We start from the raw sequence: 23,768 nt of genomic DNA, 5'->3' as shown, positions 1-23,768 counted from the left end.
AAGCCTCCACCGCGACCACCAAATTGGTGCCTTGCAAGGGGGCTTTTTAACGTCTGCGATTTATCAAACCAAACCGGCACAAACCGAGAGGAATGCCTATCGAGAATGAACTAGAGGAGATTACGAATGCAGCATCCATCCGTTTTGAATTTGCCTGCCAGCTCGGCCAATGACGAGCACGCTCAAGCACCAGCCCCCACGCCACAAGCACCGGCCATCACTGCGTCCACGCCTGAGAAATGGGCAGTACAGCTGCGTCGTGAGGGAAAATCTTACGCTGCAATCATTGCAGCCACTGGGCTTCCTGAGCGTAAGGTAAAACTGCTTGTTAAAGATGTACCAAAGGAAATCGCCACTCCACTGAGCAAGTCAGTGAGTCGCGTGTACGAGCTCGCAATTCGTGCACAGGGAGTCAAAGACTTTGAGCTCCGGGGCATTCTGCACGAAGAATACGGCTGCAAGTGGAACGCTGCCGAAGGACGCTATGAGAGCTCCTTTGATTCCAGCGTAATCAGACGTGTCAAAGAGAAGGTGCGTGAACGCTCCACCTCTAACGGCACCCAGCCTGTATTCGTTATGGATTGGGTCGATGACCAAGCACCTACTGCAAGTCGTCTGCACCTTGAGCAGTCAGCATTGAATCTGATGGCTCGTGTGGATGAGGCCATCAACGAATACATGGAGCTCCACTCTGTACGAGTCTCAGAGGACAATGAAGGCGTTGAACTGGCTCAACAAAAGCAAGCGTATGCTGCTCGACAGCACATCCTGAAGCTTGTCAGCGGACTCGGTACAGAGCCGATTGCTACGCTCATTGAACGCACAACCAAGGTCACGAATGCCCTGCAAGGTACACCGGACGCTGAAGCACCATCGGTGCGGCATACTGAGAGCAGGCGCCAGATGCCAGAGCCGACTGGTGCTGATCACTTCCTTGATTTCGCTGAGTCACAGGGATGGTTGGCAGCAGCCAAATGACTCCTGCCATATGCGTGTCCGAACAGCGCCCACCATATGTATAGGGTCGGACATTGGACGGCACACACCATGACCGATAAGGTCTAAACGAAACGCGGTTGACTCAGATGTAAAACCTCTTCCCCTATTGCGCAAGCAATGAGTCGTACACAGGGACAACAAACAACAAGGTTGTCCCAAATGAAAATAGCTATCATTGTTAGCTGGCGCTAATGGCCAATCGTACCAGTCCAACCAACCAATAAAATGGTTGGACAACAAGAATGCGAGCAGCTACCTGAGCTGTGCTCTGATCGTGCAAAACTCAATCCTGCGGATCAGATATTGTACACAGGAACAGCGTCAGCTGTAGATAGTACGGATTAGTAGGTTTTGGGGGGTTGGTTGTTTCACCCCCTCTACACCGTTAGGTGTCCACGATCCCTACCTTCGGTCATCTACAGTGCAACCAGCGGAAAGCTTACCGCTTTCGGTGCAAACGCCAGCGGAGCTGATCAAGGAGTTTGCATAGACGCTCCACTGAAGGTGCGCAACCTCTACCGTAGGTAGAAGTACAGAAACACCACCACCAACAAAACAAAAATCACCCTTCCTTGAAGCACGTCAGCATTCAGTTTGTCTGCCTTCAACTGCTGGTGCGTGGCAGCATCGCTCAAGCCCTGAGACTTGTAGTGCATGATCTGGTCGATTTCCCTATCGATCTTCTTGTTCTGACCATCGTTGCTTCGCACTGTGATGCCCCACACAATCAACCAAAGCCCTCCTGTCAGAACGGTCAGGATCAGGTGCAGGATGTGGTTTGTCTTCTTCTTACGACTGGTCAGCACGAACAGTTTTTCGTTCATTTCGTTGGTCTCTCAGGACTAGGAGTTCGCTTCCCCAGCGTATGGGGCTTGAGATCATTGTATCAGTTAGTGTGTCATCATTTGGAGTGTAATCACTCAGTGTGTTCACGATCAGGGTGCATCCAACCATCATGCTGGCATGCAGACAAACCAACACCTCCGAAAGGCCTTTGGCCAACGAATCCGAAACCTACGCAGCAGCCAAGGCTTCAGCCAAGAAGCATTCGCTGACAAGTGCGGCTTTGTTCGCACCTACATGTCTCGCATTGAGACGGGTACGGCCAACCCCAGCCTCGAAGCGGCCAAGGTGCTTGCTGACGGGCTGAGCATGTCCCTATCAGAGCTGCTTGAGGGTCTGTAGCCACATAGATCGACGCTACACTCAGGCTCGCCCCCTCACAGGACCTACATACATGGATGACCGTATTCCAATCACAGCTGACACGCTTGAATTGCTGCACCTCAATCAAATCGCCATACGTGCAGCTTTGGAAGAGGTGAGCCTATGGATCAGTCAACGCGGGTCAACCCAAGTGCATGACAATGTATTGAGTGCACTGGCCACTCTCGATGCGAATGCCGAAGGCATCACCAAGGGAATCGATTCGCTTCGATCCTGACCTACCCTTACTATCTAAGAGGTCTACCCAACTGGTAGTACGGAGACTGCCGCATTGGCGCTATCAGATATCTATTGAATATAGCTATATGATTCAATTATCATTGACCTATCAAATTCAAGAGTAAAGGATAGTCAGCGATGAATTCCCACCTCTACCTTCGAGCATCAACCAAAGACCAAGACGCTCACCGTGCAAAGGCCGCTCTAGAGTTGTTCGCCGTCGAGAAGGGATTGAGCATCGTTGGTGTGTATGCTGAGAACATCAGTGGCACCAAGCTTAACCGCCCTCAGTTGCTTACCTTGCTCAACACCGCCCAGAGTGGAGATGTGCTATTGGTCGAGTCTGTAGACCGCCTCAGTCGCCTCTCACCAGCTGACTGGGACACTCTTAAAGCTACTATCAAGGCCAAGGGGTTGCGTCTGGTAGTGGCTGATCTACCCACCAGTCACATGCTGGTTGAGGCAAAGGGAATTACTGGCCAAATCATGGACGTGATCAACAGCATGCTGATCGACCTGATGGCAACAATGGCACGACTGGATCAAGAGAAGCGTGTGGAACGAATCAAGCAGGGCTTGGAAAACAAGAAGGCTGCTGATCCAGAATGGAAGCCATCAGGTAAAGGACGGAACGCTGCCAAGTGGGAAAAGGTACAGACGCTGATGCAGGACCATCCAACCATGTCTGCTGGCAATATCGCTAAGCTGGCTGATTGTGGTGTCGCTACGGTGTACAGGATCAAGAAAGAATCGAAAGTGGCGTGAAGGATGCACGCCTTGTAGCTGTTGTTCTGATTAGCAGCTACAGGGCAAGAGCAGAAGATTATTTTCAAATTGCGACGATTCTCATTTCGCCCCCTCGTGCTTGGCTAAGCACCTAGGACAAAACTGACAGATTATTTTTCAATCGGAGAATCCCAACGAGTATTGAAGTGTATCATTATTTTTGGCGGGGGCTTGGATATGTTCCAAAAACGCCCCTCGTCCTATCTGCTTGGGTCGTAGAGTGCCATCCTTGAATCGGATATTGTTCTATCCCATCTTTCAACGAATATCAAAAACTTATCGTAGCTATCAGCATACGTTTGAAGCCACTTGCCTATCCCTTCACACACAGCAAGATAGAATGAATGTAAATTGAAATACCACACATTATCGAATGTGCCTTGTGCGTCTTCTGGAACATTTCCTATGGAGATTGAAATTCGCCGCGTCTTTTTCTTTAGCACTTTATTTGAATCTAGATTCGACATATGCAGCATGCCATTCCTCAACTCCCAAAGTTCATCGGCAGTGACGCCTATAGGCTTCAAGTCAACGTACGCGTCAAGCCACTGGCTGAAAACTGCTCGTTCTGACCGTGTTTTTTCATATCCGTACTCCACGTGTGCAATGCTGTCGATACAGGACATTAATAGCTTAGCAGCAGATGCGTAGTGCTTGTTATTGAAGAGGAGTTTGTAGGCCAACAAAAAATCGTCATTGATAAGATCGGCATAGTTAAACGTATCGCCTCTTGTATATTTTGCCAACCAATCATCCATGACACTTTTCTCCCCCATGGTTTGATTCACATTATCCATGTCTAACGGAGAATGATCAGAGATGTAGTTTATCGCGGGTTTGCCATCCATGATGATAGTGATCCCGAATAATGGAGTTCGCGTTGCGTGCGACTCAAACGCATACTCAAACAGCTCAAGAGCTGTGCCCAACCGACAACGCGCGGTATATGCACCGATTGTCAAATCCGCTGGAGCCTTTGTGAATGTAGCCTTTTCGAAATCTTGTTCTGCCGCTACTTTCAAGAAAGCTAACTTCTCTTCATCTGTACCATCCACCTCATAGAGTATATGGCCAAGGAGGCTAACCCGCTCTTGTGCATCCGCAAACAGGAAGAAGTTGAAGATTGTTTCTTTCATTTGATGCTCCATGCTGATTTTGGTAGGGACACATTAGAGGGCTTCGTACCCTGCGTGGTAGTGAGTTCAACGCTACTGCTGTACGTCGTCGAATGCTTTCTCTGAACGTATCATCCAAGCAAAAAAGATTTATAAAACAGAATGTTATTTCTTTATTTTGGCGGTTTCGGTTTGCCCGCATCCTGTTGCGCTAAGCGATCCGGGCCGAACTCCGGCCAAATGTTATACTTTATTTATGCCCCCAAAAGCTGGGGGCATCATCGAATGGGGTCCTTTTTCGGAGCAAATCCAAATTTCAATTGCTCTTAACTCTCGCTTTGCTAGCTCTCACTGTTTGACGGCGTGAATTCGCCATCCTCAAACTCGTCTTCAAAAAACAAAAAACCTTCCATTGCTCTGACTGAGAACAATACCCCCAACCTGCTCAGTTTTTCGTTGTAACCCAAGTCTCGATGACTCATGAGCACATCAATTCCTTCACTTACCTTCGGTGATAGCAGTGACATAAGGTAAGTAATGAATGTCTGCACAGCTGAATAATTGCTCTCAATTCGCTCAAGCTTAACGCTGGCAATTGTTACGCCGATAGTATCCCCCCACAAATCCTCATACTTTTGCTTAACCGGCGTTTTTCCATTGAAATATACATCTCCAATCTTCAACCTATTAATATTGAAATTACCGTGCAGCAAGTCGTTTCGATCAGCCATCAGTTGGTAGAAGTTTCTACATGCTTCATGGGCGTGGTCTACAGGTTTGTCAAAGCCTATGCAGTTCGTGTGTAAAAGGTTCAGTCTGCCTGTGATTGTGTCTGATACGAAGGCTCTGTACTTAGACTCATTATCTCTTATATCTTTTTTTGCAAGCACGAATATCAACAGATTTAGAAATGTTTCAGCCAACACAGGCATCATACAACGCAGGCCGAAAGCGAGCCCAGTTCCAAATGTGTACTTCTCAGCCATTACAGAAAACCGTTCTGCGTAGGTGGCCATTTCATCCCTTGACGTAGGGGTGTGTACCTTATCTTCGGATGGTTGTAGATTGAGTTCTCGCAGCTTCTTGATTTGAATATCAATAGTAGATTGGATGGTTTGAAAGGGATTGACAAACTCAATCCATTTTTCAAGCTGCAAACGAATATCTTTCATTTGCTTGCCGTATTTCTTGAGATCGCTGCGAAACTGCTCGATAAGCGATTGTTTTGTAATAGCTGGACGATTGAATACCCCAAGAAGATGGATTTCTGTTTTATATAATTGCCCTTGTATCTGAATCAACCCATCATCGTTTATCAGCGTCCACTCCCAATGGACCAGATTGTCAGACGAGTTGCTTTTCAAAAAATTCATGAAGCCATTTGGCGGCCCATACTTGGCATAGAGATAGCAATACATATCCACTGGTTTAATCTCATTCTTGAGAATCCAACCCTTGAATCCTTTTGGATATTTCTTTTCTAAAAAAATCTGAGCTACAATTTTTGGATGTACATAATCCAATCGAAGAAAATAATTGGCATCATCAATTGGCATTAAACGGTGTCCTTGTCCGCTAGGTTACAGGCGGCTTTACCAGCCTTCATCAACTGCATAGAATAGCCATTTGCCATGCTTGGGGATAGCAGATGGACGTAAAGGGTAGCTTAGGACAGGTGCGAACGTGGCTGTGGCTTGCCCTTGGTGGCTCTATGCTAACGGTTTTCAAGTACACCCTTGAGAATAGCGCCCCCCCCAAATGGGTTTCTAAGCTGTTTGGCGTGTCTGGTGCTGCTTTTGACACATTCGCCGCAAAGGCTGTCCCCCTATGGTCTGTCTTAGTAGTAGGCCTGCTGGTGATTCTGATTGCAGTGTCCTCCATACTGATACTGATCTTGAGCGTCAGGTTATATCGAACAAATAGACAAATTACTAGCTTGAGCAGTACCAGCCAAGAAATTCGTCTGTCTCGTGACAAGTTAGAGCAGATTGACAATGAACGAGCACCCCAAAGAACCGTGCTGTCCAAAGATTTGGCCTCTGCTCATAAAGCATTGGATGAAGCTAAGGAGGAACGCGATAGTGCCAGAAAAAAGCTTGATCGGATTACTAGTGATGCAAAGAAGCTTGTCTTTACGCTTGAAGGATTAGCCTCCGCTGGCGCCTTTAAAAATCCGAGCGGCTCCAGCCTACTTCCTAAATTTGCGAAGCTTTTTTCTAATAGTGAAATCGTGCTGAAAACTAAAGCTGAAATCCTCAAGGCTGTAATGCTACTTACCAAAACAGAACTATCCGCCGCAAAGGCGACGCAAATAGATGATTTGATAGGGCTGGGAAATGAACATATTGAAAGATATGCAAACCCCTTAGTTTCCGATGGATACTTAACCCTGTCGAGAGTTGGACTTCAAGCAACCTATAAGCTCACGCCTAAAGCCAATACGTACTTCAAGTGCGTGGGAAATAAAATTCCGTCAGAGTTGCAATTCAACTAAGCTCTTTGCATAGGTGGCACCATGGGAGATTTCGCCAAGCGGCTAACTGAGCGACGCATGCACACTGAGATTGTCCAAGGTCACTGCTTGATTTGTGGCAGCTATGGCAGGCTCAGCTGGGATCATGTGCCGCCGCAAGGCAGCATCACAATCTCGAAGGTTGAGCAAGTCCATTTGACTGAGGTTATGGGTGTTGATGCAGTGCCGATTAAAGGAGTGAAGTCGCCTAACGGCAGTAAATTTAAGACCATTTGCAAAGCCTGTAACAGCAATCATCTCGGTGCAAATGATCAAGAGGTAGCGAGAGTTTATAAGGGGATAACACAACTAGTAACTCATTACTTCACTTACGCTAATAGCCCCCTCAGCTATGTAACAATTCCATTTAATGCTGTTCGATTCTGCCGGGCAATGATAGGGCACGTATTATCAGCCACTTCGGTAAACGAGTGCATTAGAACGCCAGTAGAAACACCGTATTTCACACCATTGCAAAACTTTGTGATGGGTGATGATGCTGCGATAGAGAACACTCACGATCTCTACTGTTGGTTTTTCCCACATCGTCATCATCTGAGTGCAAAGATGTTTGCGTGCTGGAATAAAGGGAATTTATGTACCGTTAGCGTGCTTTCGTTCTTCCCACTGGCGTTTTCCATCACTGAAAAGGGTAAGGGAATCTTCCCATCTGGGGCCACCAAAGTAGAGCTCACAGACGATAGACTATTTGTAAACCTTTCATCCGGGCACCTCCCATACTCGGGATTCCCACTCATTGGTTTGTCAGGCGATCAAATGATGGCCATGGCGAGTTCTCAAGCGATTATAAGCTATCCAATCAATAGCTAGTATTATATGAGTAGCAAGAGAACATCTGAATAATGCTTAAACTATATCTAGCCCCCACGCAAACACTGTAAACCGAAAGGAGCAACGCAATCCGAGCCGGACGTTACCGAATCATTGACATGAATTCTAAGCCCTAGAGGAAAAAATATCCCGAAAATACCGCATAAGGCCTTGCAGTGGCTGGTATAACGGCAGCCAACAATACTTGTATGGCGAATCTGCCCCCTGCGGACAAGTACTGTAGACAATGATAGTATCCATCTGCCATCATCGCGTGCGCGTAGGTCATGCAGTTAATATCAGGAGATATCAGTTTTGAAAACGCTTTTGGGTGTGGTGTCTGTCTCTCTGCTGCTGGCAGGGTGTGGAAAGACTACAGATCAGATTTGTAATGAAACCAACCTAGCATTGGCTCAAGCCACTGGACAAGGCTTCGTTGATGTTGGTTGGATTGGGTGCCTCAAACAATCTCCATCCGAGGCTCAGAAAAGCTTGGACGGCCTAAAGAAGGAGTTGGCAGCTAAGGGTATCCATACTCCGAAACCAATTTCTCATGATGAAATGCAGGCGTTTGTTGACTCTGCAGACCCATTGGAAGTGATACTTAAACTTGGCCCGGCAAGCAGTGCAACTTGGGTTGCTAAAGACGCACAGGGTAAGAACATCCCAGTGAAAATTGAGATTACCCCCGGTGTTGAGCGTGATGGAAGCTTGATGGTGTCCTACTCGTCTGGCCGAAATGCACCTGCAAACGAGCGTCGTCCAGAGCTGCTTAAGGAAGTCGAAGGAAAGCTAGCAATCCGTGAGAATGGTGATTACCACTTCTACTGGTCTAAACCACTGACTTATGGCCTTCTCGGTATTGAAGATGATCATATGAGCTTTCATTTCCAAGTTAGGAATGGTAAAGCTCTCAATACATCCTTGCTCTTCCCAAAGCATCTTTGGCAGAACTGGTTCTAATTAAAAATTTGGGACGCCACTAGATACTGGTGGCGTTTGCCTCTTAACTATGGTAGCGGTATGGACTTCCCTACACCTTTTTGTAAGCATCTCAGCTTTTGTGAGGAGCGCTTTTACCATTTTCCGTCAGCTTGATATGGTTTTTCATGAGCTGAAAGAATCGGTTGCTTTCTGCTGTTATCGGCGTCACATCCCAGAGCGTATCGTAATGGAGCCCGACAATCTCACGGATTTCATTCAGATCGCGGCCTTTGCCATACTCAGCTTCTAAGCGTTCGCGAAATTCAGCATGCGACATTTTAAGCTCGATTGCACCATGAGCCATCATAATTATTCTTTGTAAAGACTCGGCAAGTACAGGTTCAAAATAGACTGAAAACAGGGCAAACGTGCTGCCCAACTCAACAATCAACTCCCTGAAATTAGAGTACAGAGCTGCTGCCTTGTCTTTGTGCTCAAGGTACTTATCCCAGCTCGCCTTCTCTACCTTCTCATTTCCTTTGTCATGGGCCATTTGTGCAATCGCAGAATCCATCTCGCCACTGGAAGAGTGCAATTGGTAGATGTTGATGAGGTCAGTGAGTTTAGCCACATCCACTACGGCCTTTTTGAAAGTGTCCATTTTCAACTTTGTTTCTTCCTGCATTTGCAGGTATCGCTGTTGTGCCTGCCAAACATTAGACTTGTATAGCTCAAGCTGCTTGGCATACTCTACTTTCACTTGTTCAATCTTGTGTGTGATCTCAGCAATGTCTTCCTTCGTCGCTAGATTCTTACCTTTCTCCCCCATGTATCTTGGGAGGTAGAATCTGATCAGCCAACCCACGACAACAATTGAAATAAACAATCCAAGATTAGCCGTTAGATAAATATCCATACCTATCACTCCTTCGTCAAATCTGGTTTGGCAAGGTCTAATGCAACATGGCCAACACCGATAGCCAGTCCCGTAGCAACATCAATAAACTCTTCGCCATTCCATTGTAATGACTGTCTCAACAGCTCACCAGACTCATACTTAGCTTCTTGCTCAAGTTGTGCAGCGATTTCCGCTTTCTGCACTTTGGAATCAAGGTTAGGTAGGTCAGCAACCCGCTCATCGTTGATAGCTAGCTTGTACGTCCCAATGACACGGTTTGGGCCAAGGTACTCATAAACCTGAGTTGTAGAATCGCTATAAACACTGGTTTCATTCACAGTTATCTTACGGTCATCTACAAGCATTGTATAACCAACACCCTGTAGAAGAGCGTTCAGCTTCACAGTGTCACCTTCGTTAATCATGTCATCCTCGATTGACACCATGTCATCAATCGTCAGCTTTACAGGTGTTGTTTGCAATAACACTCTCTCTGCCTCCAACTGATCAATCTGAGCTGTCACGCGATCTAGAACATCTGTGATGGATTTCACCATGCCATACCTCACCAGCCCCTCAGCCGCGTGCTCAGATTGCTTTCGTAGCTCTGCCAGCTCTCCATCAATTTCAATCTGACGCCTCTCGTTTGCAGTCAGGTTCTGGCTTTGTGAAGCCCTTATCAGTGCGGCATGTGCAGTCTGACTCCTGATGAAGTCAAACACGGCATAGGGAATTGATCGTTTGTTCGTACATCCACCAACGCCAGCCCCAAACCTATGACGGCTGACACACAACATTACTAATGCTCCTTTCTGACCGCCGACGCAGTAGTTCTTGCCACACCTCGCACACTTCACCAGTCCTGACAGCAGATACTTGGATGCTGCTAGGCGTGGTGTATGGTTATCGTTCAACCGCTTCTGCACACGAAACCACAGCTCCTTGCTAATGACAGCAGGCCAAACATCTTCAATATCATTCCATCGACCAACAGCAACAGGGTTTCTCAGCCACCGGCGAAAGGTCGAAGGGCTGATGGTTTCGAAATCTGGATGCTGACCTTTAAGCCTTCCAAGGATTCGACGCTCACCAATACCAGCAGCGAAATCTTCAAATACCTGAGCCACGAAAGGTGCAATGTCATCCCGCAATTTCCCGTCACGAATCCACAAAGGCATCCGGCGTGTGGCACCTTCACCAGCAGCAGCTCTATCTCGTTTGGTCTGATAAGCAGCTTTTAAGCGACGGCTCAGTGAGTCTGAATACTGGTGTGCTTGTTGAACCTTCGCAACCAGCAAGAACAAGTGGTTACTGTTCAATGACGCCCTGTCGTAAACGATTCCATCATCCAGTGTCACAAGGTCAACACCAGAGTTCACAATACGGGAGAGCAGCGGGAGCATTTCCATCGGCTCCATCCGTCCTGCACGGTCGATTTGCTCAATCAGAACGGCAGAACCTTTAGGAATCGTGCCATTCTCAACAGCAGCTAGCAGCCTGCCAAACGCATTGTCCAAGTGCTCCCCGCTGTACCCCGATTTGCCCAAATCTTGGTAGCTCGCCTCGCTCAGCTTGTACTCTGGGTGCGTCAACAGCCACCTAGCAACCATACCCTGCTGACGCTTGAGGCTATCGCCATGCCTCTGCTTGAGACTCGAAAATCTGACGTATGAGAACGCTAACCTCGGTTGCTTAGCCACTTTGAAGCCCTTGAAAATTGAATTCCCAAAATTGTGCCACTAATCGCGGTGATCGGCATGCTCGAACTGGCAGTGAAACGCGCCGATCAAGGCCGCGTCGACCGCAACGCCCTGGAGCTGGCCTACCACTCAGCCAAAGACCTGCTGGGCCTCATTGGCGATATCCTCGACATCATACGGATTGAATCCGGCCACCTGACCTTGGTGCCCGAGGCTGTCGACCTGGCCGCACTGGTCGAGTCCGTGGGGCGTATATTCGAAGGGCAGGCGCGGCAAAAAGGGCTGGCACTCGAAGTAATCATCGAGCCTGGCGCACGCTGCCACGCCCTGCTTGATCCACTTCGTTTCAAGCAGGTCTTGTCCAACTTGGTCAGCAATGCCATCAAATTCACGGAGCACGGCCATGTACGTATTCGTGTCAGCCTGCAAGACGGCGCCGACGGGGCTAGTGTGCTGGACCTGGAAGTGCGTGACAGTGGCATCGGCATCCCACCTGAGGACATCCAGCGGCTGTTCAACCCGTTCGTGCAGGCCAACCCTCACAGCCAAGGGGCCCGCGCCGGGACGGGCCTGGGGCTGACCATCTGCCGGAACCTGTGTGAAATGATGGGCGGTGACCTGGCCATCAAGAGCCTGGAGGGGGTGGGTACACAGGTACGGTTGAAGATGCCGTTGCACAGGGTTGACGCAGCAGTCCAGCCGGCCCCTGTCAGCGAGCCGCTCGTGGTACCAGACCCAGGCTTGCGCGTGCTGGTGATCGATGACCACCCAGCCAACCTGCAACTGATGGCACAGCAGTTGGGGTACCTGGGCATCGACCACACCAGCGCGGGGGATGGTCGTGAAGGCCTCGCCACCTGGCGTGGAGGCGACTTCGACGTGCTGGTGCTCGACTGCAACATGCCCCACATGAACGGTTACCAACTGGCAGCGGCGGTACGCAATGAAGAACGCACTGCCGGGCGACCGCGCTGTACCATCCTTGGCTACACCGCCAACGCGCAACCGGAGGTGCGGCGCAAATGCCTGAGCGCGGGCATGGATGACTGCCTGCTGAAGCCGATCAGCCTGGGCACCCTCAGCCAACGCCTGGCCGGCATCCGGCCGCTTGACCGAAAAAAAGCACCCGCCAAGCCCTATCGCCTGGACGGGCTCACGGGCGTCGTGGGCCATGACCCAGCAGACCGCCTGCGGTTCATGCAAGCGCTGCAGCAAAGCCTGCAGGCCGACTTTGCCACCTTGATGGCGGCAGACCCTGAGCACGACGGCCCTGCCATCGCGGCGCAGGCACACAAGGTGCTGAGCGCTGCACGCATGCTCGAGGCCTGTGAACTGATGGAAGCCTGTGAAGCGCTGGACCACCCGGGCATTACGCCTGTGCAGCTGCGGCGCAAGCGTCAGGCGCTTGCGCGCCATATGCGAAGGGTTGAGCGAGCCCTCGCACGGGATCTGGAAACCTGTACGCAGGCAGGCACCTGAGCGCGTTAACTGATAGACTGCGCGGCGTTATTACCTAAGAGGATTGTTTCATGGCCACAAACCGCTCCCGTCGTCTGCGCAAAAAGCTGTGTGTCGACGAGTTTCAGGAATTGGGCTTCGAGCTGAACCTGGAATTCAAGGAAGATCTGGATGACCAGGCAATCGATGCTTTCCTCGACGCGTTCCTGGCAGAAGCCATGGACGCCAATGGCCTGGACTATGTAGGCGGTGACGATTTCGGCCTGGTGTGCTCGGTCAAACGTGGCTCGGTCAGCGAAGAACAGCGTGCCGCCGTAGAGTCCTGGCTCAAAGGCCGCAGCGAACTGACCAAAGTCGAAGTCAGCCCGCTGCTGGACGCCTGGTACCCGGAAAAGCCGATCAACAAGGCAGAATAATCCCTGCCTGACGTGATCGCAGCGCACGACCTGTAGCAACATCAAGGTGTGCATGTGGGGCTGCTTTGCAGCCATCGCCGGCAAACCGGCCCCCACGGGTTCCCCACGAACCTTGCAGGGGCTGGCTTGCCGGCGATGAGCCGCGAAGCGGCCCCAACTCGTTTATATGACGCGACTTTGCATACAGCGTGCATCGAACCTGACCCAACCAGGCAACGCTTGGGGCATAATGCGTATTCTTTAATCCTGGGGCCATCATCTTCTTATCGCCCCAATGCCCTTTCTCCTCGTTGTAGGGTATCCATCTATCATGATCAAAACGCTTCGCCCCCTCGTTCTCGCCGGCTTGCTTCTGCCGTTTGCACTGACCAGCCAGGCTGCTGCCGTCAATACCACCCTGCCCGCCAAAGTGCAGCAGGCCCTCAAGGCCAACAAACTGCAGGACAATGCCCTGTCGCTGGTCATGCTGCCGCTGGATGGGCCCGGTACCGCCACGGTGTTCAACGCCGATGTGTCGGTCAACCCGGCATCGACCATGAAGCTGGTCACCACCTATGCAGCCCTTGAGCTGCTCGGCCCCACGTACCAGTGGAAAACCGAGTTCTACACGGATGGCCCTCTCAGCAATGGCGTGCTCAACGGCAACCTGTACCTTAAAGGTGGCGGTGACCCGAAGTTGAACATGGAAAAGCTGTGGCTGCTGATGCGTGACCTGCGTGCCAATGGCGTGCGCACCATCACCGGCGACCTAGTGCTGGACCGCAGCCACTTCGTGCAGCCTAACCTGCCGCAGTTCAACGACGACGGTGGCGATCAGAACAAGCCGTTCCTGGTCAAGCCCGACTCGCTGCTTATCAACCTCAAGGCGCTGCGGTTCGTGGCCCGCAACGATGGCGGCAAGGTCACCATCGCGGTTGAGCCGCCCATCGCCAGTATTCGCATCGACAACCAGGTCAAGGCGGTGGCGTCGAAGAACTGCGCAGGCGACGTGCGCTACAACCCGGTACCCCAGGCTGACGGCATCAGCGTCACGGTCAGCGGCCAACTGGGCGACGGCTGCAACTCGCAAACCTACCTGTCGCTGCTCGATCACCCCACTTACGCTGCAGGCGCTGTGCGCGCCATCTGGGCAGAGCTGGGCGGGACCATCCAGGGCGGCAACCGCGTCGAAAACGTACCCAAAAGCGCCCGCCTGCTGGCGCGCGCATTTTCGCCAGACCTGGTGGAAGTGATCCGCGACATCAACAAATACAGCAACAACACCATGGCTCAGCAGCTGTTCCTGAGCCTGGGCGCGCAGTTCCGTACCGATGCCGATGGCGATGACGCCCGCGCTGCGCAGCGGGTAGTGCGTCAATGGCTGGCCAAGAAAGGGATCACCGCCCCGCACCTGGTGATGGAAAACGGCTCTGGCCTGTCCCGCGCCGAGCGGGTCAGCACACGGGAAATGGCGGCTATGCTGCAGGCCGCCTGGCACAGCCCCTACGCTGCAGAGTTCATGAGTTCGATGCCACTGGTGGGCATGGATGGCACCATGCGAAAACGCCTCAAGCGTACGGCCATGGCCGGCGAAGGCCACATCAAGACCGGCACGCTCAATACGGTACGGGCCATTGCGGGTTTCAGCCGCGACAGCAACGGCCACACCTGGGCGGTGGCGGCGATCCTGAACGATCCTAAACCGTGGGGCGCCTCCCAGGTACTCGACCAGGTACTGCTCGACCTGTACCGCCAGCCAAAGCTGACCACCGGTACGGCGGCCAACTGATACCGCAGTGCCGGGCCCCGCGGATAGGGCCCGGCATCACCCGGGTTCAGCGCAGTTGCAAGCGCCAGGCCCGGTGAATACGGTTGTTGCGCGCGAAATCAGGGTCAAGGGTCTGTGCCGTGATTTCTTCCACCGCATACCGCGCCGTCAAGTGCTCGTCCAGCTGAAACTTGCGGAAGTTGTTGGAGAAGTACAGCACACCACCTGGTGCCAGGCGCGCCATGGCCAGGTCCAGTAACTGTACATGGTCACGCTGCACATCAAATACCCCTTCCATACGCTTGGAGTTGGAGAAGGTCGGCGGGTCGATGAAGATCAGGTCGTAGCTTTCGCGCTCGGCTTCCAGCCAGGCCATCACGTCACCCTGGGCCAGGCGGTTACGCTCTGAAAAACCGTTCAGTGCCAGGTTGCGCCGCGCCCAGTCCAGATACGTTTTGGACAAGTCCACGCTGGTGGTGCTGCGTGCGCCGCCCTTGGCCGCGTGTACGGTTGCGGTCGCGGTATAGCAGAACAGGTTCAGGAAACGCTTGCCGGCCGCCTCACGCTGAATGCGCAGGCGCATGGGGCGGTGGTCGAGGAACAGGCCAGTGTCGAGGTAGTCGGTCAGGTTGACCAGCAACTTCACCCCACCCTCCGTGACTTCCTGGAAGCGGCCTTCAGTGGCCTGGCGTTCATACTGGCGTGTACCGCTCTGGCGCTCACGGCGCTTGAGCACCACACGCTGCGGCGAAATGCCCAACGCCTGAGGAATGGCCGCCAGCGCATCCAGCAAGCGCGCTTGCGCTTTATCCGGGTCTACGGACTTGGGCGCAGCATACTCCTGCACATGCACCCAGTCTTCGTACAGGTCTACCGCCAGTGCATATTCGGGCATGTCGGCATCGTACAGGCGGTAGCAACTGACCTGCTCGCGACGCGCCCACTTGCCAAGCTGGCGGAGGTTTTTCTGCAGCCGGTTGGCAAACATCTGCGCGCCTTCAGACAAGCGCGCCGGCTCACTGGCCTGCGGCGCCTGCGCAGGCTCCGGCGCTGCGTCTACGCCGGAGTCACGACGCTCACCCGTCACGAACTGGTCAGGCTGCACTTTCAACAGCAGCAGCTTGCACGGCAAGGCACCGTTCCAGAACGCGTATTGCTTGTGGCTACGCAACCCCATGCGCTTGCCGAGCTGCGGGGCACCGGTAAAGACCGCCGCTTCCCAGCCCATGCACGCCTGCCGCAGGCGTTCGCCCAGGTTCTGGTAGAGGTACAGCAGGCTGGCCTCGTCACCCAGGCGCTCGCCATACGGTGGGTTACTGATCACCAGGCCCTTCTGGTTCTGGTCCGGTCGCGGCTCGAAGGTACTGACCTCACCCTGGTAGATCTTCACCCAATCGCTGAGGCCGGCACGCTCGACGTTATTGCGACCGGGCTGGATCAGCCGCGGGTCGGCTTCATAGCCACGGATCCACAGCGGCGGCTTGGCCAGCCCAGCCTTGGCGCGGGCCTGGCCCTGCTCGTGAACCTTGCGCCACAACGCTGGCACATGGCCCAACCAGGCAGTGAAGCCCCAGCGTTCACGCTTGAGGTTAGGTGCAATGTCGGCAGCGATCATTGCGGCCTCCACCAGGAACGTACCCACGCCACACATCGGGTCAGCCAGCGCGCCGCCTTCAGCGGCGATGCGCGGCCAGCCGGCACGTATCAGCACCGCGGCCGCCAGGTTCTCTTTCAGCGGCGCAGCGCCCTGCTGCAGGCGGTAGCCCCGCTGGTGCAGGCTGTGGCCGGAAAGGTCCAGGGACAGGATGGCCTCGCCACGGTCTAGGCGCAGGTGCACGCGCACGTCAGGGTCGATTTTCTCTACAGAAGGGCGAAGCCCCTCCCGGTTGCGCAGCTTGTCGACAATGGCGTCCTTGACCTTGAGGGCGCCAAAGTGGGTGTTGTCGATACCCGACCCGTGGCCGCTGAACTCAACCGCCAGCGTGCCGTCGGCAGCCAGGTGGTCGGCCCAGTCCACGGCGTGTACCCCCTCATAAAGGTCATCAGCGTTCTTCATGGAAAAACGCTTGAGGACCAGCAGTACACGGTTGGCCAGGCGCGACCACAGGCACAGGCGGTAGGCAGTTTCCATGTCGGCGGCGCCGCGAATGGCCGAGGTGTGTTCGCGCACCTCTTCAAGGCCAAGGCCACGCGCCTCTTCAGCGAGCAGCCCTTCCAGGCCTTTGGGACAGGTGAGGTAGAGTTCGAAACGGTCCGACATGAGTAATCCAGCGCCTTTGGCTATTTGACAGACGAGGCAACGCATCACCCCGCGATGTTTGCCCGCAAACCTTTCCAACAGGCCTGCGGGTGGCCCTGCACACCCCCTTGGGTGCCACTAGGGCCGGGCCGCCTGATGGATGCGCGCTTGGCCACGGGGCAAAGACAGCTTAGATCATCAGGCAGTACGTAAAATTCTGGCAACGTCAGGGGCACATGTGACCCTTCGTCGCATTTCAAGTTATTTCCTGGCACCGCCATCAGCGGTGGCAAAATGACGTCAACGTTCAGCAAACCCCGGTCATACCGGCCTCAAGGCCAAATAAGGTTGAGTCGCATTTATTTACTTATCCCCTGACCCTTGGAAAGGTTACGTGCTTATGACAAATCGATCATTCACACGCTGTCCTGCATTGGTTAGAACTGGTCTCAGGCCGCTTCGCAACGAGGCGGCACAACACGCTCGCGACGCCGGCAGCGAGCGAACACCGGCAGAACGATTCTGCCCGGCCTCTTGGAGGCCGACGGGACATTACAGTCAACAAGTGAGGGCAACACCCTATGAGAAGACTTAAGCGTGATCCGTTGGAAAGAGCATATTCACGTGGCTACCAATACGGGGTCACCGGCAAATCCCGCGAGCTTTGCCCCTTCAATCTTCCTTCTGTGCGCCAAGCCTGGATCAACGGCTGGCGGGAGGGCCGCGGCGATAACTGGGACGGCATGACGGGCACCGCTGGCATCCATAGACTCAACGAAAATCACGCCGTTGGCTGATCGAGGACGCTGAATTCGATTTACCATGCACGCCCCATCCGGGCGGCGGGCTGAGACCCAGGGGCCCCTTCAAGGGGCCCTTCTTTTGGGCCATTCAAGGCCGGGGCATGGCTGCTATGGCATCGACTGCCTCGCGCACCAGCGCCGGGCCCTTGTAAATGAAGCCGGAATAGACCTGAACCAGGCTGGCTCCCGCAGCGATTTTCTCAGCCGCATGCCGGCCCTCGGTGATACCACCCGCAGCGATGATGGGCAACTTGCCACCCAACTCCCCCGCCATCACCTTGACGATATGCGTGCTCTTCTGCAAAACCGGAGCACCCGACAACCCGCCCGCCTCTGCGCCATACGGCAACGCTTCGACGCCCTCACGGCCCAGTGTGGTGTTGGTGGCGATCACTGCATCCATGCCTGACGCCACCAGCGCAGCGGCCACCAGTGCAGTCTCCTCGTCGGTCATGTCCGGTGCGATCTTGATGGCCAGCGGCACACGCTTGCCACTTGCTGACGCCAATTGCTCACGGCGCTCGGCCAAGGCATCGAGCAATTGCTTGAGTGAATCACCGAACTGCAGGCTGCGCAGGCCGGGTGTATTGGGCGAGCTGACGTTGACGGTGATATAGCTGGCCGCGTTGTACACCTTGTCCAGGCAGATGAGGTAATCATCCACGGCGCGTTCAACCGGTGTATCGAAGTTCTTGCCGATATTGATGCCCAGCACACCGCGGTACCGCGCAGCACGCACGCGCGCCAGCAAATGGTCGACACCCAGGTTGTTGAAGCCCATGCGGTTGATGATGGCAGTGGCTTCAGGCAGGCGGAACAGCCTGGGCTTGGGATTACCCGGCTGTGGGCGCGGGGTAACCGTACCGACCTCGACAAAGCCGAAGCCAAGCTGGGCGAAGCCATCGATGGCCGTGCCATTCTTGTCCAGGCCTGCAGCCAGGCCGACCGGGTTGGCGAAGTTCAGGCCCATCACGGTGACCGGCAACGCTGCTGGCTGTTTACATAGCTTACCGTTGAGCCCCAGGCGGCCACCTGCACCGATCAGGTCCAGCGACAGGTCGTGAGAGGTTTCCGGGGAAAGCTTGAACAGCAGCTGGCGGGCCAGGTTATACATGGGCGGGCAAGGCTCGGGGTATGGGTGAGGGGCGATTATAGCCAGCGAAGGCCTGACAGGACAGCACATCGTGCCCCGAATGCCTGCTCACCCGCCCACTCGCCTGCCCCCTAATCACACATTACAGGCAGGCAAAGAAAAACCCGGCCTGAGCCGGGTTTTTCATGAAGCTTCAACCAATTACTTGGCTTGGGCTTCTACCTGAGCTTCAACGCGACGGTTGATAGCACGGCCTTCTTCGGTGGCGTTGTCAGCAACCGGACGGGTTTCGCCGTAGCCAACCGAGTCAACACGGCTGGATTCTACGCCGTACTGCTGGGTCAGGACTTGCTTGACAGCGTTGGCACGACGCTCGGACAGCTTCTGGTTGTAAGCGTCTGGACCCACGGAGTCAGTGTGACCTTCAACCACGGTGGTGGTTTGTGGGTACTGCTTCATGAAGTCAGCCAGGTTTTTGATGTCGCCGTAGCTGTTAGGCTTGACGACCGACTTGTCGAAGTCGAACTTGACGTCCAGCTCAACGCGAACGACTTCAGCAACAGCTGGGCAGCCATCGGCGTCAACGGTGACGTTGGCCGGGGTGTCCGGGCACTTGTCAACGTTGTCGCAAACGCCGTCGTTGTCGGAGTCGGTGCACACTTCAGCCACTGGAGCAGGTGCTGGAGCAGCTTGGTTTTTCGGGCTACCGCCGAAGTTCAGACCAACACCAACGCTTGGTGCCCACTCGGTGTCACCCTGGTCGATGTTGTACTGAGCTTCTACGCCGGCACGGGCGTAGAACATGTCAGTGATGTACCACTTGGCGCCTGCGCCAACGTTGGCGAAGGTGGAGTGGTTACGACCACCACGGCCGGTCTGGCCGATCGACTGGTGCGAGAAACCAGCGGAAACGTACGGGCGGATAGCGTCGTACGGGTTGTTGAAGTGGTAAACGGCGTCCAGGGCGGTGTTGGAGCCCTTGATGTTCTTGCCGTCGTCGCCACGAGCGTTGTGGACTTCGTCGTAGCCCAGACGCAGCTCGACGTCGTCGGTCAGGAAGTAACCGATCGAACCGCCGAACAGGTTACCGTCGTTTTTGAAGTCGCGCTGGCTGTCGAAGAATTCTTTCTTGTAGAAGATTTCAGTCTCGACGGCGCCTTGACCTTGTGCCATAGCGCCAATCGAAGTGGCGGCTACGAGCGAACCAATGGCCAAGCCCAAGGTGTTTTTCAGTTTCATCCGTTAAATCCCCATCTGGTGATAGTTAAGCAGTCCCACCAAAAACAAGGGGGACAACTCGACGGCAAGTCTAGCAGAACTCGCCGGTTGGTTAGAGATATTTGCTGGCCACTAAGTTTCATCGAGACCGGCAAATTTCTCTCGAAGCTTGTCGAGCGCACGCTTGTAACGCATTTTGGTTGCGCTCAAGCCCATGTGCATGATATCGGCGATTTCCTGGAACTCCAGTTCTGCGACAAAGCGCAGCACCAGGATTTCCCGGTCAATCGGGTTCACATGAACCAGCCACTTATCCAGGCCCCCTTTTTCTTCGGCTTTCGGCGCCTTGTCCTCGGACGCCTCTTCAACAGGGTCGAGACTCAACGCATCCATCAGTCGACGCTTGCGACGCTCCTTGCGGTACTGCGTGATGCACTCGTTGTAGGTGATGCTATACAACCAGGTCTTGAACTTGGATTTCCCTTCGAAATTCTTCAGGCCGTACAGCACCTTCAGCATCACTTCCTGACAGACATCGTCGGCGTCACGGTCGTTCCCCAAATAACGTGCACACACGTTGAACAGGGTTCGCTGGTAGCGCCGCATGAGCTCCTCATAGGCGCGCGTAACGTGGTACAGCTCCTCATGCGATCGCGCCACCAACTCTTCGTCGGTGAGCTCGCGGGGTTCATAACGCATGGGCGGCGAAGGCACTTTATTCAAAACGGATCTGGCCGACAGTCAGGTCAATGTCGCCGCGAAACCCCATCAGGTCTGTTTTCGCGGCGGCATACATTAACAGCTTTGGGCGCTCAGCGGCTATTGACCCGCTGCTCCAGCAACGCACGGTTGGACAGTGACACCAGCTCGCCTTCATCTGTGAGCAAGGTTGTCTTGACCGTGCCGATTTCCTCGATGTGCCCTTCGACCTCGCCAATCCGCACGTGCTGGCCTACCTGGAACAGCTCGCGCACATAGATGCCGGCGATGATTTGCCCGGCAATCTCGCGGCTGCCCAGGCCCATGGCGAGCGCCACGGCCAGACCAACGGTAATCAGGCCAATCACGATCACGTGGTTGAGCAGATCGGTCTTGACCTCCAGCTGGCTGATCGCGACGGAAATGCTGATGATGATCACCAAGCCCTGGGTAATGCGCCCCAGGCCTGCGGAGTATTCGAGGCCGATGCCTTCGGCAGCGCCACGCACCAGCCCGTTGGCCACCTGGGCCAGCAGCACCCCGGCCAGCAGCACCAGGGCTGCGCCGAACACCTTGGGCAGGTACAGGGCGAGCATGTCGAGTGTTGCCGACACACGCTCCAGGCCCAGGGACTCGGCGGCCGACACCAGGAATACCAGCAGCACGAACCAGTAGACGATCTTGCCGATCAGGGTGGAGATGGGCACCTGAATGCCCACGCGACCCAGCATCTTTGTCAAGCCGGTTCCGGCCATCAGGCGGTCCAGGCCAAACTTCGCCAACAGCTTGGAAAGCAGCGTGTCGAGCAGCTTGGCCACGACAAAGCCGAGCAATACCACGACCAGTGCGCCAAACAGGTTAGGGATGAAGTTCGCCACTTTGGTCCAAAGGGCGGTCATCGCGGTAACCAGGCTCTGGGTCCAGAGATCGAGTTCCATATTCAATCGGCCTTATCTGCTTTGCTGCCGTTGGCAGCGTTGCGGGAAGAATGTCTACGCACCGGCGCCACATGCGCCGAGCCATTGTTGACGGCGATCAGCAGCGCCTGGCTCCAGCGGCCAAGCAGGCTGAACAGGTCACCGGCACCCACCTGACGGTTGGCGGTTTTCAGCACACGACCCAGGCAGGCAGCGTCGTCGCTGTCATGGCGATCGTTGCCGGACGGTGACGCCTTGAGCAGGTCACGCAGGGATTGTTCAAACGGATCGTGCATGGGCACCTCGCGCAGTATCAGCAAGAGACGAGGCCGCCGGCCAATGGGTCACAACCGGCGTCGCCAGCACGGCCCCACACGCATCTGTCACACCCATTGCAGCCGCCTGAACAGCCACCATTGCCCGACCGCAAGCCCTAGCACGACAAGGCACGCGAACAGGAAGCCATAAGGGTTCTGAGCCCCCGGAATGCCACCCACGTTGATACCCAACAGCCCGGTAATGAAGCTCATGGGCAGGAAGATGCAGGTAATGATGCCAAAGCGGTACATGGTGCGGTTCATCCGCTCGCTGCGCCGCCGGTCCTCGCTTTCCAGCACCAGCGCTGCCCGCTCGCGGGTCAGCTCCAGCTCCTCCAGGTAGCGAATGAGGCTGTTGTTGAGCTCGTTCCAGTAGTCGGCATCGGCATCGGCGAACCACGCCCACTTACTGCGGGACAGGTGCGCATAGATATCCCGCTGGGGCGCCAGGAAGCGTCGCAGGCCAGCCGCACGCCGACGGATCTGCTGCAAACTGCCTTGCTCAGGTGTATGCCGCTCGTCGGACTCCACCTTTTCTTCTTCCATGTCTACCAGCTCGGCCAGGTCGCTGACCAGCCCCTGGACCTTTTCGGTCAGCAGTTCCCCCATCAGCAACAGCAGTTCGGAGGCCGACTTCGGCCCCCTCCCCTGTTCCAGCAGTTGCAAGATTTCGTCGCTGGCGCGAAGCGGCCGCAGCCGCAGGGATATCACCCGCTGGGCCTGGGCGAAGATGCGCACCGATACCATGTCTTCAGGTTCGGCACCCGGGTTCAGGTTTACCCCTCGCAAGAACAGCAACAGCTGCTCGTCCGCCATCGGCAGCAGGCGCGGCCGGGTGTTTTCTTCAAGCAGCAGCTCGCAGGCGAACTCGCTCAGGCCACTGTCGCGCATCAGCCAGGAGCGGGTCTGGGGGTGGCTGCGGTCCCAGTGCAGCCACAGGCTCTGCTCCGGCTGCAGCTGGAGCGCATCCAGTTCGGTACGGGCAATCGTGTGTGCGCCACCTTTACCATCGAGCACCAGGGCGTGCACCAGCCCCCACTGCGCGTTGTCTTCCTCGAACATCAAAGCTCCATCAGCGCGCGTGGCGCGTCACTCCGGCATCTGCAACGGGCTGGGCGAAACCAACACGCCATTGTTGTCGGCATAGACATACTCACCCGGGCGGAACGTGACGCCTGCGAATGTGACGACCACGTTCAGGTCGCCGATGCCTCGCTTGTCGGTTTTCATCGGGTGGCTGGCCAGCGCCTGCACGCCGACGTCGGTCTGGATCAGCACGTCGACATCGCGCACGCAGCCATAGATGACCAGGCCCTCCCAACCGTTCTTTGCAGCCTTTTCCGCGAGCATGTCACCCAGCAGCGCGCGGCGCAGCGAACCGCCGCCGTCCACCACCAGCACCTTGCCCTTGCCATCGAGGTCCACTTGCTCCCGGACCAGTGAGTTGTCCTCGAAGCATTTGATCGTGACGATCTGGCCACCGAAGGAATCACGGCCGCCAAAATTGCTGAACATCGGTTCCACCACCTGCACCAGGTCGGGGTAGGCGTCACACAGGTCAGGCGTTACGTAATGCTGCATGGGAAGCTCCTGTCAGTCACAACGAAAACGGGTATCGGCCAAGGCTACACCGCCGAGGCCGCCGCAGTC

The 23,768-nt window shown here is 54.7% G+C and carries 23 protein-coding genes and 1 pseudogene; 11 read left to right on the top strand and 13 right to left on the bottom strand.

The genetic code is table 11. The annotated features are described in order from the left end of the window. Positions 1-126: 126 nt before the first annotated feature. A complete protein-coding gene (locus PPA02S_RS04880; RefSeq protein WP_028632439.1) occupies positions 127-978 on the top strand; it encodes a hypothetical protein in 852 nt (283 codons plus the stop codon). Positions 979-1,514: 536 nt separating this feature from the next. Here the strand turns inward: PPA02S_RS04880 and PPA02S_RS04875 are convergent. Then, positions 1,515-1,823 carry a hypothetical protein gene (locus PPA02S_RS04875; RefSeq protein WP_028632438.1) on the bottom strand — a complete coding sequence of 103 codons (309 nt, stop codon included), beginning with the start codon at positions 1,821-1,823 and terminating at the stop codon, positions 1,515-1,517. A gap of 139 nt (positions 1,824-1,962) precedes the next feature. Here PPA02S_RS04875 and PPA02S_RS04870 point away from each other — a divergent pair, with 139 nt between their 5' ends. The 3 genes from PPA02S_RS04870 (at position 1,963) to PPA02S_RS04860 (ending at position 3,210) form a co-directional block, all read left to right on the top strand. Continuing rightward, positions 1,963-2,184, top strand: a complete 222-nt coding sequence (locus PPA02S_RS04870) for a helix-turn-helix domain-containing protein (protein WP_028632437.1) — start codon at positions 1,963-1,965, stop codon at positions 2,182-2,184. Between the two features lie 52 nt (positions 2,185-2,236). After that, complete coding sequence (locus tag PPA02S_RS04865; protein ID WP_028632436.1) at positions 2,237-2,443, top strand: hypothetical protein; 207 nt, start codon at positions 2,237-2,239, stop codon at positions 2,441-2,443. A 140-nt stretch (positions 2,444-2,583) separates the two neighbouring features. Then, positions 2,584-3,210, top strand: a complete 627-nt coding sequence (locus PPA02S_RS04860; RefSeq protein ID WP_028632435.1) for a recombinase family protein — start codon at positions 2,584-2,586, stop codon at positions 3,208-3,210. A 221-nt stretch (positions 3,211-3,431) separates the two neighbouring features. On the opposite strand, the gene PPA02S_RS04855 is transcribed toward PPA02S_RS04860, so the two are convergent. Beyond that, entirely contained in the window at positions 3,432-4,367 is a 936-nt protein-coding gene (locus PPA02S_RS04855; RefSeq protein ID WP_028632434.1) for a hypothetical protein, read from the bottom strand. 320 nt (positions 4,368-4,687) lie between these two features. After that, positions 4,688-5,902: a hypothetical protein gene (locus PPA02S_RS04850; RefSeq protein WP_042141319.1), complete on the bottom strand. Its 1,215-nt coding sequence runs from the start codon at positions 5,900-5,902 to the stop codon at positions 4,688-4,690. A gap of 92 nt (positions 5,903-5,994) precedes the next feature. Between PPA02S_RS04850 and PPA02S_RS04845 the strand changes: the two genes are divergently transcribed. The 3 genes from PPA02S_RS04845 (at position 5,995) to PPA02S_RS22930 (ending at position 8,652) form a co-directional block, all read left to right on the top strand. Next, the gene (locus PPA02S_RS04845) at positions 5,995-6,840 is read left to right on the top strand and encodes a hypothetical protein (RefSeq protein WP_028632433.1); all 846 of its coding nucleotides are present in this window, start codon (positions 5,995-5,997) and stop codon (positions 6,838-6,840) included. Positions 6,841-6,861: 21 nt separating this feature from the next. Further along, a complete protein-coding gene (locus PPA02S_RS22495; protein ID WP_080667818.1) occupies positions 6,862-7,689 on the top strand; it encodes a metal-binding protein in 828 nt (275 codons plus the stop codon). A 315-nt stretch (positions 7,690-8,004) separates the two neighbouring features. Beyond that, positions 8,005-8,652: a hypothetical protein gene (locus tag PPA02S_RS22930; protein WP_154660048.1), complete on the top strand. Its 648-nt coding sequence runs from the start codon at positions 8,005-8,007 to the stop codon at positions 8,650-8,652. A 91-nt stretch (positions 8,653-8,743) separates the two neighbouring features. Here PPA02S_RS22930 and PPA02S_RS22360 read toward each other — a convergent pair whose 3' ends face one another. Together PPA02S_RS22360 and PPA02S_RS04835 are read right to left on the bottom strand one after the other, a co-directional pair. Continuing rightward, positions 8,744-9,529: a hypothetical protein gene (locus PPA02S_RS22360; RefSeq protein WP_028632432.1), complete on the bottom strand. Its 786-nt coding sequence runs from the start codon at positions 9,527-9,529 to the stop codon at positions 8,744-8,746. Between the two features lie 5 nt (positions 9,530-9,534). Further along, positions 9,535-11,211, bottom strand: coding sequence for a recombinase family protein (locus tag PPA02S_RS04835; RefSeq protein ID WP_042141317.1), 1,677 nt, complete (start codon positions 11,209-11,211; stop codon positions 9,535-9,537). A gap of 36 nt (positions 11,212-11,247) precedes the next feature. On the opposite strand from PPA02S_RS04835, the pseudogene PPA02S_RS04830 reads away from it, so the two are divergent. From PPA02S_RS04830 to dacB, 3 genes and pseudogenes are all read left to right on the top strand, one after another. Next, positions 11,248-12,690: pseudogene (locus PPA02S_RS04830) on the top strand (ATP-binding protein); the annotation flags it as partial. A gap of 50 nt (positions 12,691-12,740) precedes the next feature. Beyond that, positions 12,741-13,085 (top strand): YggL family protein, encoded by a 345-nt coding sequence (locus tag PPA02S_RS04825; RefSeq protein ID WP_028632430.1) that lies wholly within the window; start codon positions 12,741-12,743, stop codon positions 13,083-13,085. Positions 13,086-13,395: 310 nt separating this feature from the next. Next, entirely contained in the window at positions 13,396-14,853 is a 1,458-nt protein-coding gene (gene dacB, locus PPA02S_RS04820) for a D-alanyl-D-alanine carboxypeptidase/D-alanyl-D-alanine endopeptidase (protein ID WP_028632429.1), read from the top strand. A gap of 46 nt (positions 14,854-14,899) precedes the next feature. Here the strand turns inward: dacB and rlmKL are convergent, their stop codons facing one another. Beyond that, on the bottom strand, positions 14,900-17,092 hold the full coding sequence (gene rlmKL, locus PPA02S_RS04815) for a bifunctional 23S rRNA (guanine(2069)-N(7))-methyltransferase RlmK/23S rRNA (guanine(2445)-N(2))-methyltransferase RlmL (RefSeq protein WP_028632428.1): 2,193 nt from the start codon (positions 17,090-17,092) through the stop codon (positions 14,900-14,902). A 560-nt stretch (positions 17,093-17,652) separates the two neighbouring features. On the opposite strand from rlmKL, the gene rmf reads away from it, so the two are divergent. After that, positions 17,653-17,868 (top strand): ribosome modulation factor, encoded by a 216-nt coding sequence (gene rmf / locus PPA02S_RS22490; RefSeq protein WP_003248687.1) that lies wholly within the window; start codon positions 17,653-17,655, stop codon positions 17,866-17,868. 94 nt (positions 17,869-17,962) lie between these two features. Here rmf and PPA02S_RS04810 read toward each other — a convergent pair whose 3' ends face one another. The 7 genes from PPA02S_RS04810 to rraA form a co-directional block, all read right to left on the bottom strand. After that, positions 17,963-18,988 carry a quinone-dependent dihydroorotate dehydrogenase gene (locus tag PPA02S_RS04810; protein ID WP_028632427.1) on the bottom strand — a complete coding sequence of 342 codons (1,026 nt, stop codon included), beginning with the start codon at positions 18,986-18,988 and terminating at the stop codon, positions 17,963-17,965. Between the two features lie 180 nt (positions 18,989-19,168). After that, entirely contained in the window at positions 19,169-20,206 is a 1,038-nt protein-coding gene (locus PPA02S_RS04805) for an OmpA family protein (protein ID WP_028632426.1), read from the bottom strand. 111 nt (positions 20,207-20,317) lie between these two features. Continuing rightward, on the bottom strand, positions 20,318-20,884 hold the full coding sequence (sigX, locus tag PPA02S_RS04800) for an RNA polymerase sigma factor SigX (protein WP_033727927.1): 567 nt from the start codon (positions 20,882-20,884) through the stop codon (positions 20,318-20,320). A gap of 113 nt (positions 20,885-20,997) precedes the next feature. Next, entirely contained in the window at positions 20,998-21,822 is an 825-nt protein-coding gene (locus tag PPA02S_RS04795) for a mechanosensitive ion channel family protein (protein ID WP_028632424.1), read from the bottom strand. 2 nt (positions 21,823-21,824) lie between these two features. Further along, entirely contained in the window at positions 21,825-22,097 is a 273-nt protein-coding gene (locus PPA02S_RS04790; RefSeq protein ID WP_028632423.1) for a hypothetical protein, read from the bottom strand. Between the two features lie 87 nt (positions 22,098-22,184). Further along, positions 22,185-23,180: a divalent cation transporter CmaX gene (gene cmaX / locus PPA02S_RS04785; RefSeq protein ID WP_028632422.1), complete on the bottom strand. Its 996-nt coding sequence runs from the start codon at positions 23,178-23,180 to the stop codon at positions 22,185-22,187. Between the two features lie 27 nt (positions 23,181-23,207). Further along, a complete protein-coding gene (rraA, locus tag PPA02S_RS04780; RefSeq protein WP_028632421.1) occupies positions 23,208-23,699 on the bottom strand; it encodes a ribonuclease E activity regulator RraA in 492 nt (163 codons plus the stop codon). Positions 23,700-23,768 lie beyond the last annotated feature (69 nt).

This window comes from Pseudomonas parafulva NBRC 16636 = DSM 17004 (assembly GCF_000730645.1).
GTDB classification, from domain to species: domain Bacteria; phylum Pseudomonadota; class Gammaproteobacteria; order Pseudomonadales; family Pseudomonadaceae; genus Aquipseudomonas; species Aquipseudomonas parafulva.
The sequence above is the reverse complement of the archived record's forward strand: the minus strand, read 5'-3'. Positions and strand labels throughout refer to the sequence as shown.

Excerpts from the sequence above, each read along its gene's own strand:
- PPA02S_RS04880 (WP_028632439.1), top strand. The coding sequence starts at position 127 with ATGCAGCATCCATCCGTTTTGAATTTGCCTGCCAGCTCGGCCAATGAC.
- PPA02S_RS04875 (WP_028632438.1), bottom strand. The coding sequence starts at position 1,823 with ATGAACGAAAAACTGTTCGTGCTGACCAGTCGTAAGAAGAAGACAAAC.
- PPA02S_RS04870 (WP_028632437.1), top strand. The coding sequence starts at position 1,963 with ATGCAGACAAACCAACACCTCCGAAAGGCCTTTGGCCAACGAATCCGA.
- PPA02S_RS04865 (WP_028632436.1), top strand. The coding sequence starts at position 2,237 with ATGGATGACCGTATTCCAATCACAGCTGACACGCTTGAATTGCTGCAC.
- PPA02S_RS04860 (WP_028632435.1), top strand. The coding sequence starts at position 2,584 with ATGAATTCCCACCTCTACCTTCGAGCATCAACCAAAGACCAAGACGCT.
- PPA02S_RS04855 (WP_028632434.1), bottom strand. The coding sequence starts at position 4,367 with ATGAAAGAAACAATCTTCAACTTCTTCCTGTTTGCGGATGCACAAGAG.
- PPA02S_RS04850 (WP_042141319.1), bottom strand. The coding sequence starts at position 5,902 with ATGCCAATTGATGATGCCAATTATTTTCTTCGATTGGATTATGTACAT.
- PPA02S_RS04845 (WP_028632433.1), top strand. The coding sequence starts at position 5,995 with ATGGACGTAAAGGGTAGCTTAGGACAGGTGCGAACGTGGCTGTGGCTT.
- PPA02S_RS22495 (WP_080667818.1), top strand. The coding sequence starts at position 6,862 with ATGGGAGATTTCGCCAAGCGGCTAACTGAGCGACGCATGCACACTGAG.
- PPA02S_RS22360 (WP_028632432.1), bottom strand. The coding sequence starts at position 9,529 with ATGGATATTTATCTAACGGCTAATCTTGGATTGTTTATTTCAATTGTT.
- PPA02S_RS04825 (WP_028632430.1), top strand. The coding sequence starts at position 12,741 with ATGGCCACAAACCGCTCCCGTCGTCTGCGCAAAAAGCTGTGTGTCGAC.
- dacB (WP_028632429.1), top strand. The coding sequence starts at position 13,396 with ATGATCAAAACGCTTCGCCCCCTCGTTCTCGCCGGCTTGCTTCTGCCG.
- rlmKL (WP_028632428.1), bottom strand. The coding sequence starts at position 17,092 with ATGTCGGACCGTTTCGAACTCTACCTCACCTGTCCCAAAGGCCTGGAA.
- rmf (WP_003248687.1), top strand. The coding sequence starts at position 17,653 with ATGAGAAGACTTAAGCGTGATCCGTTGGAAAGAGCATATTCACGTGGC.
- PPA02S_RS04810 (WP_028632427.1), bottom strand. The coding sequence starts at position 18,988 with ATGTATAACCTGGCCCGCCAGCTGCTGTTCAAGCTTTCCCCGGAAACC.
- PPA02S_RS04805 (WP_028632426.1), bottom strand. The coding sequence starts at position 20,206 with ATGAAACTGAAAAACACCTTGGGCTTGGCCATTGGTTCGCTCGTAGCC.
- sigX (WP_033727927.1), bottom strand. The coding sequence starts at position 20,884 with ATGCGTTATGAACCCCGCGAGCTCACCGACGAAGAGTTGGTGGCGCGA.
- PPA02S_RS04795 (WP_028632424.1), bottom strand. The coding sequence starts at position 21,822 with ATGGAACTCGATCTCTGGACCCAGAGCCTGGTTACCGCGATGACCGCC.
- PPA02S_RS04790 (WP_028632423.1), bottom strand. The coding sequence starts at position 22,097 with ATGCACGATCCGTTTGAACAATCCCTGCGTGACCTGCTCAAGGCGTCA.
- cmaX (WP_028632422.1), bottom strand. The coding sequence starts at position 23,180 with ATGTTCGAGGAAGACAACGCGCAGTGGGGGCTGGTGCACGCCCTGGTG.
- rraA (WP_028632421.1), bottom strand. The coding sequence starts at position 23,699 with ATGCAGCATTACGTAACGCCTGACCTGTGTGACGCCTACCCCGACCTG.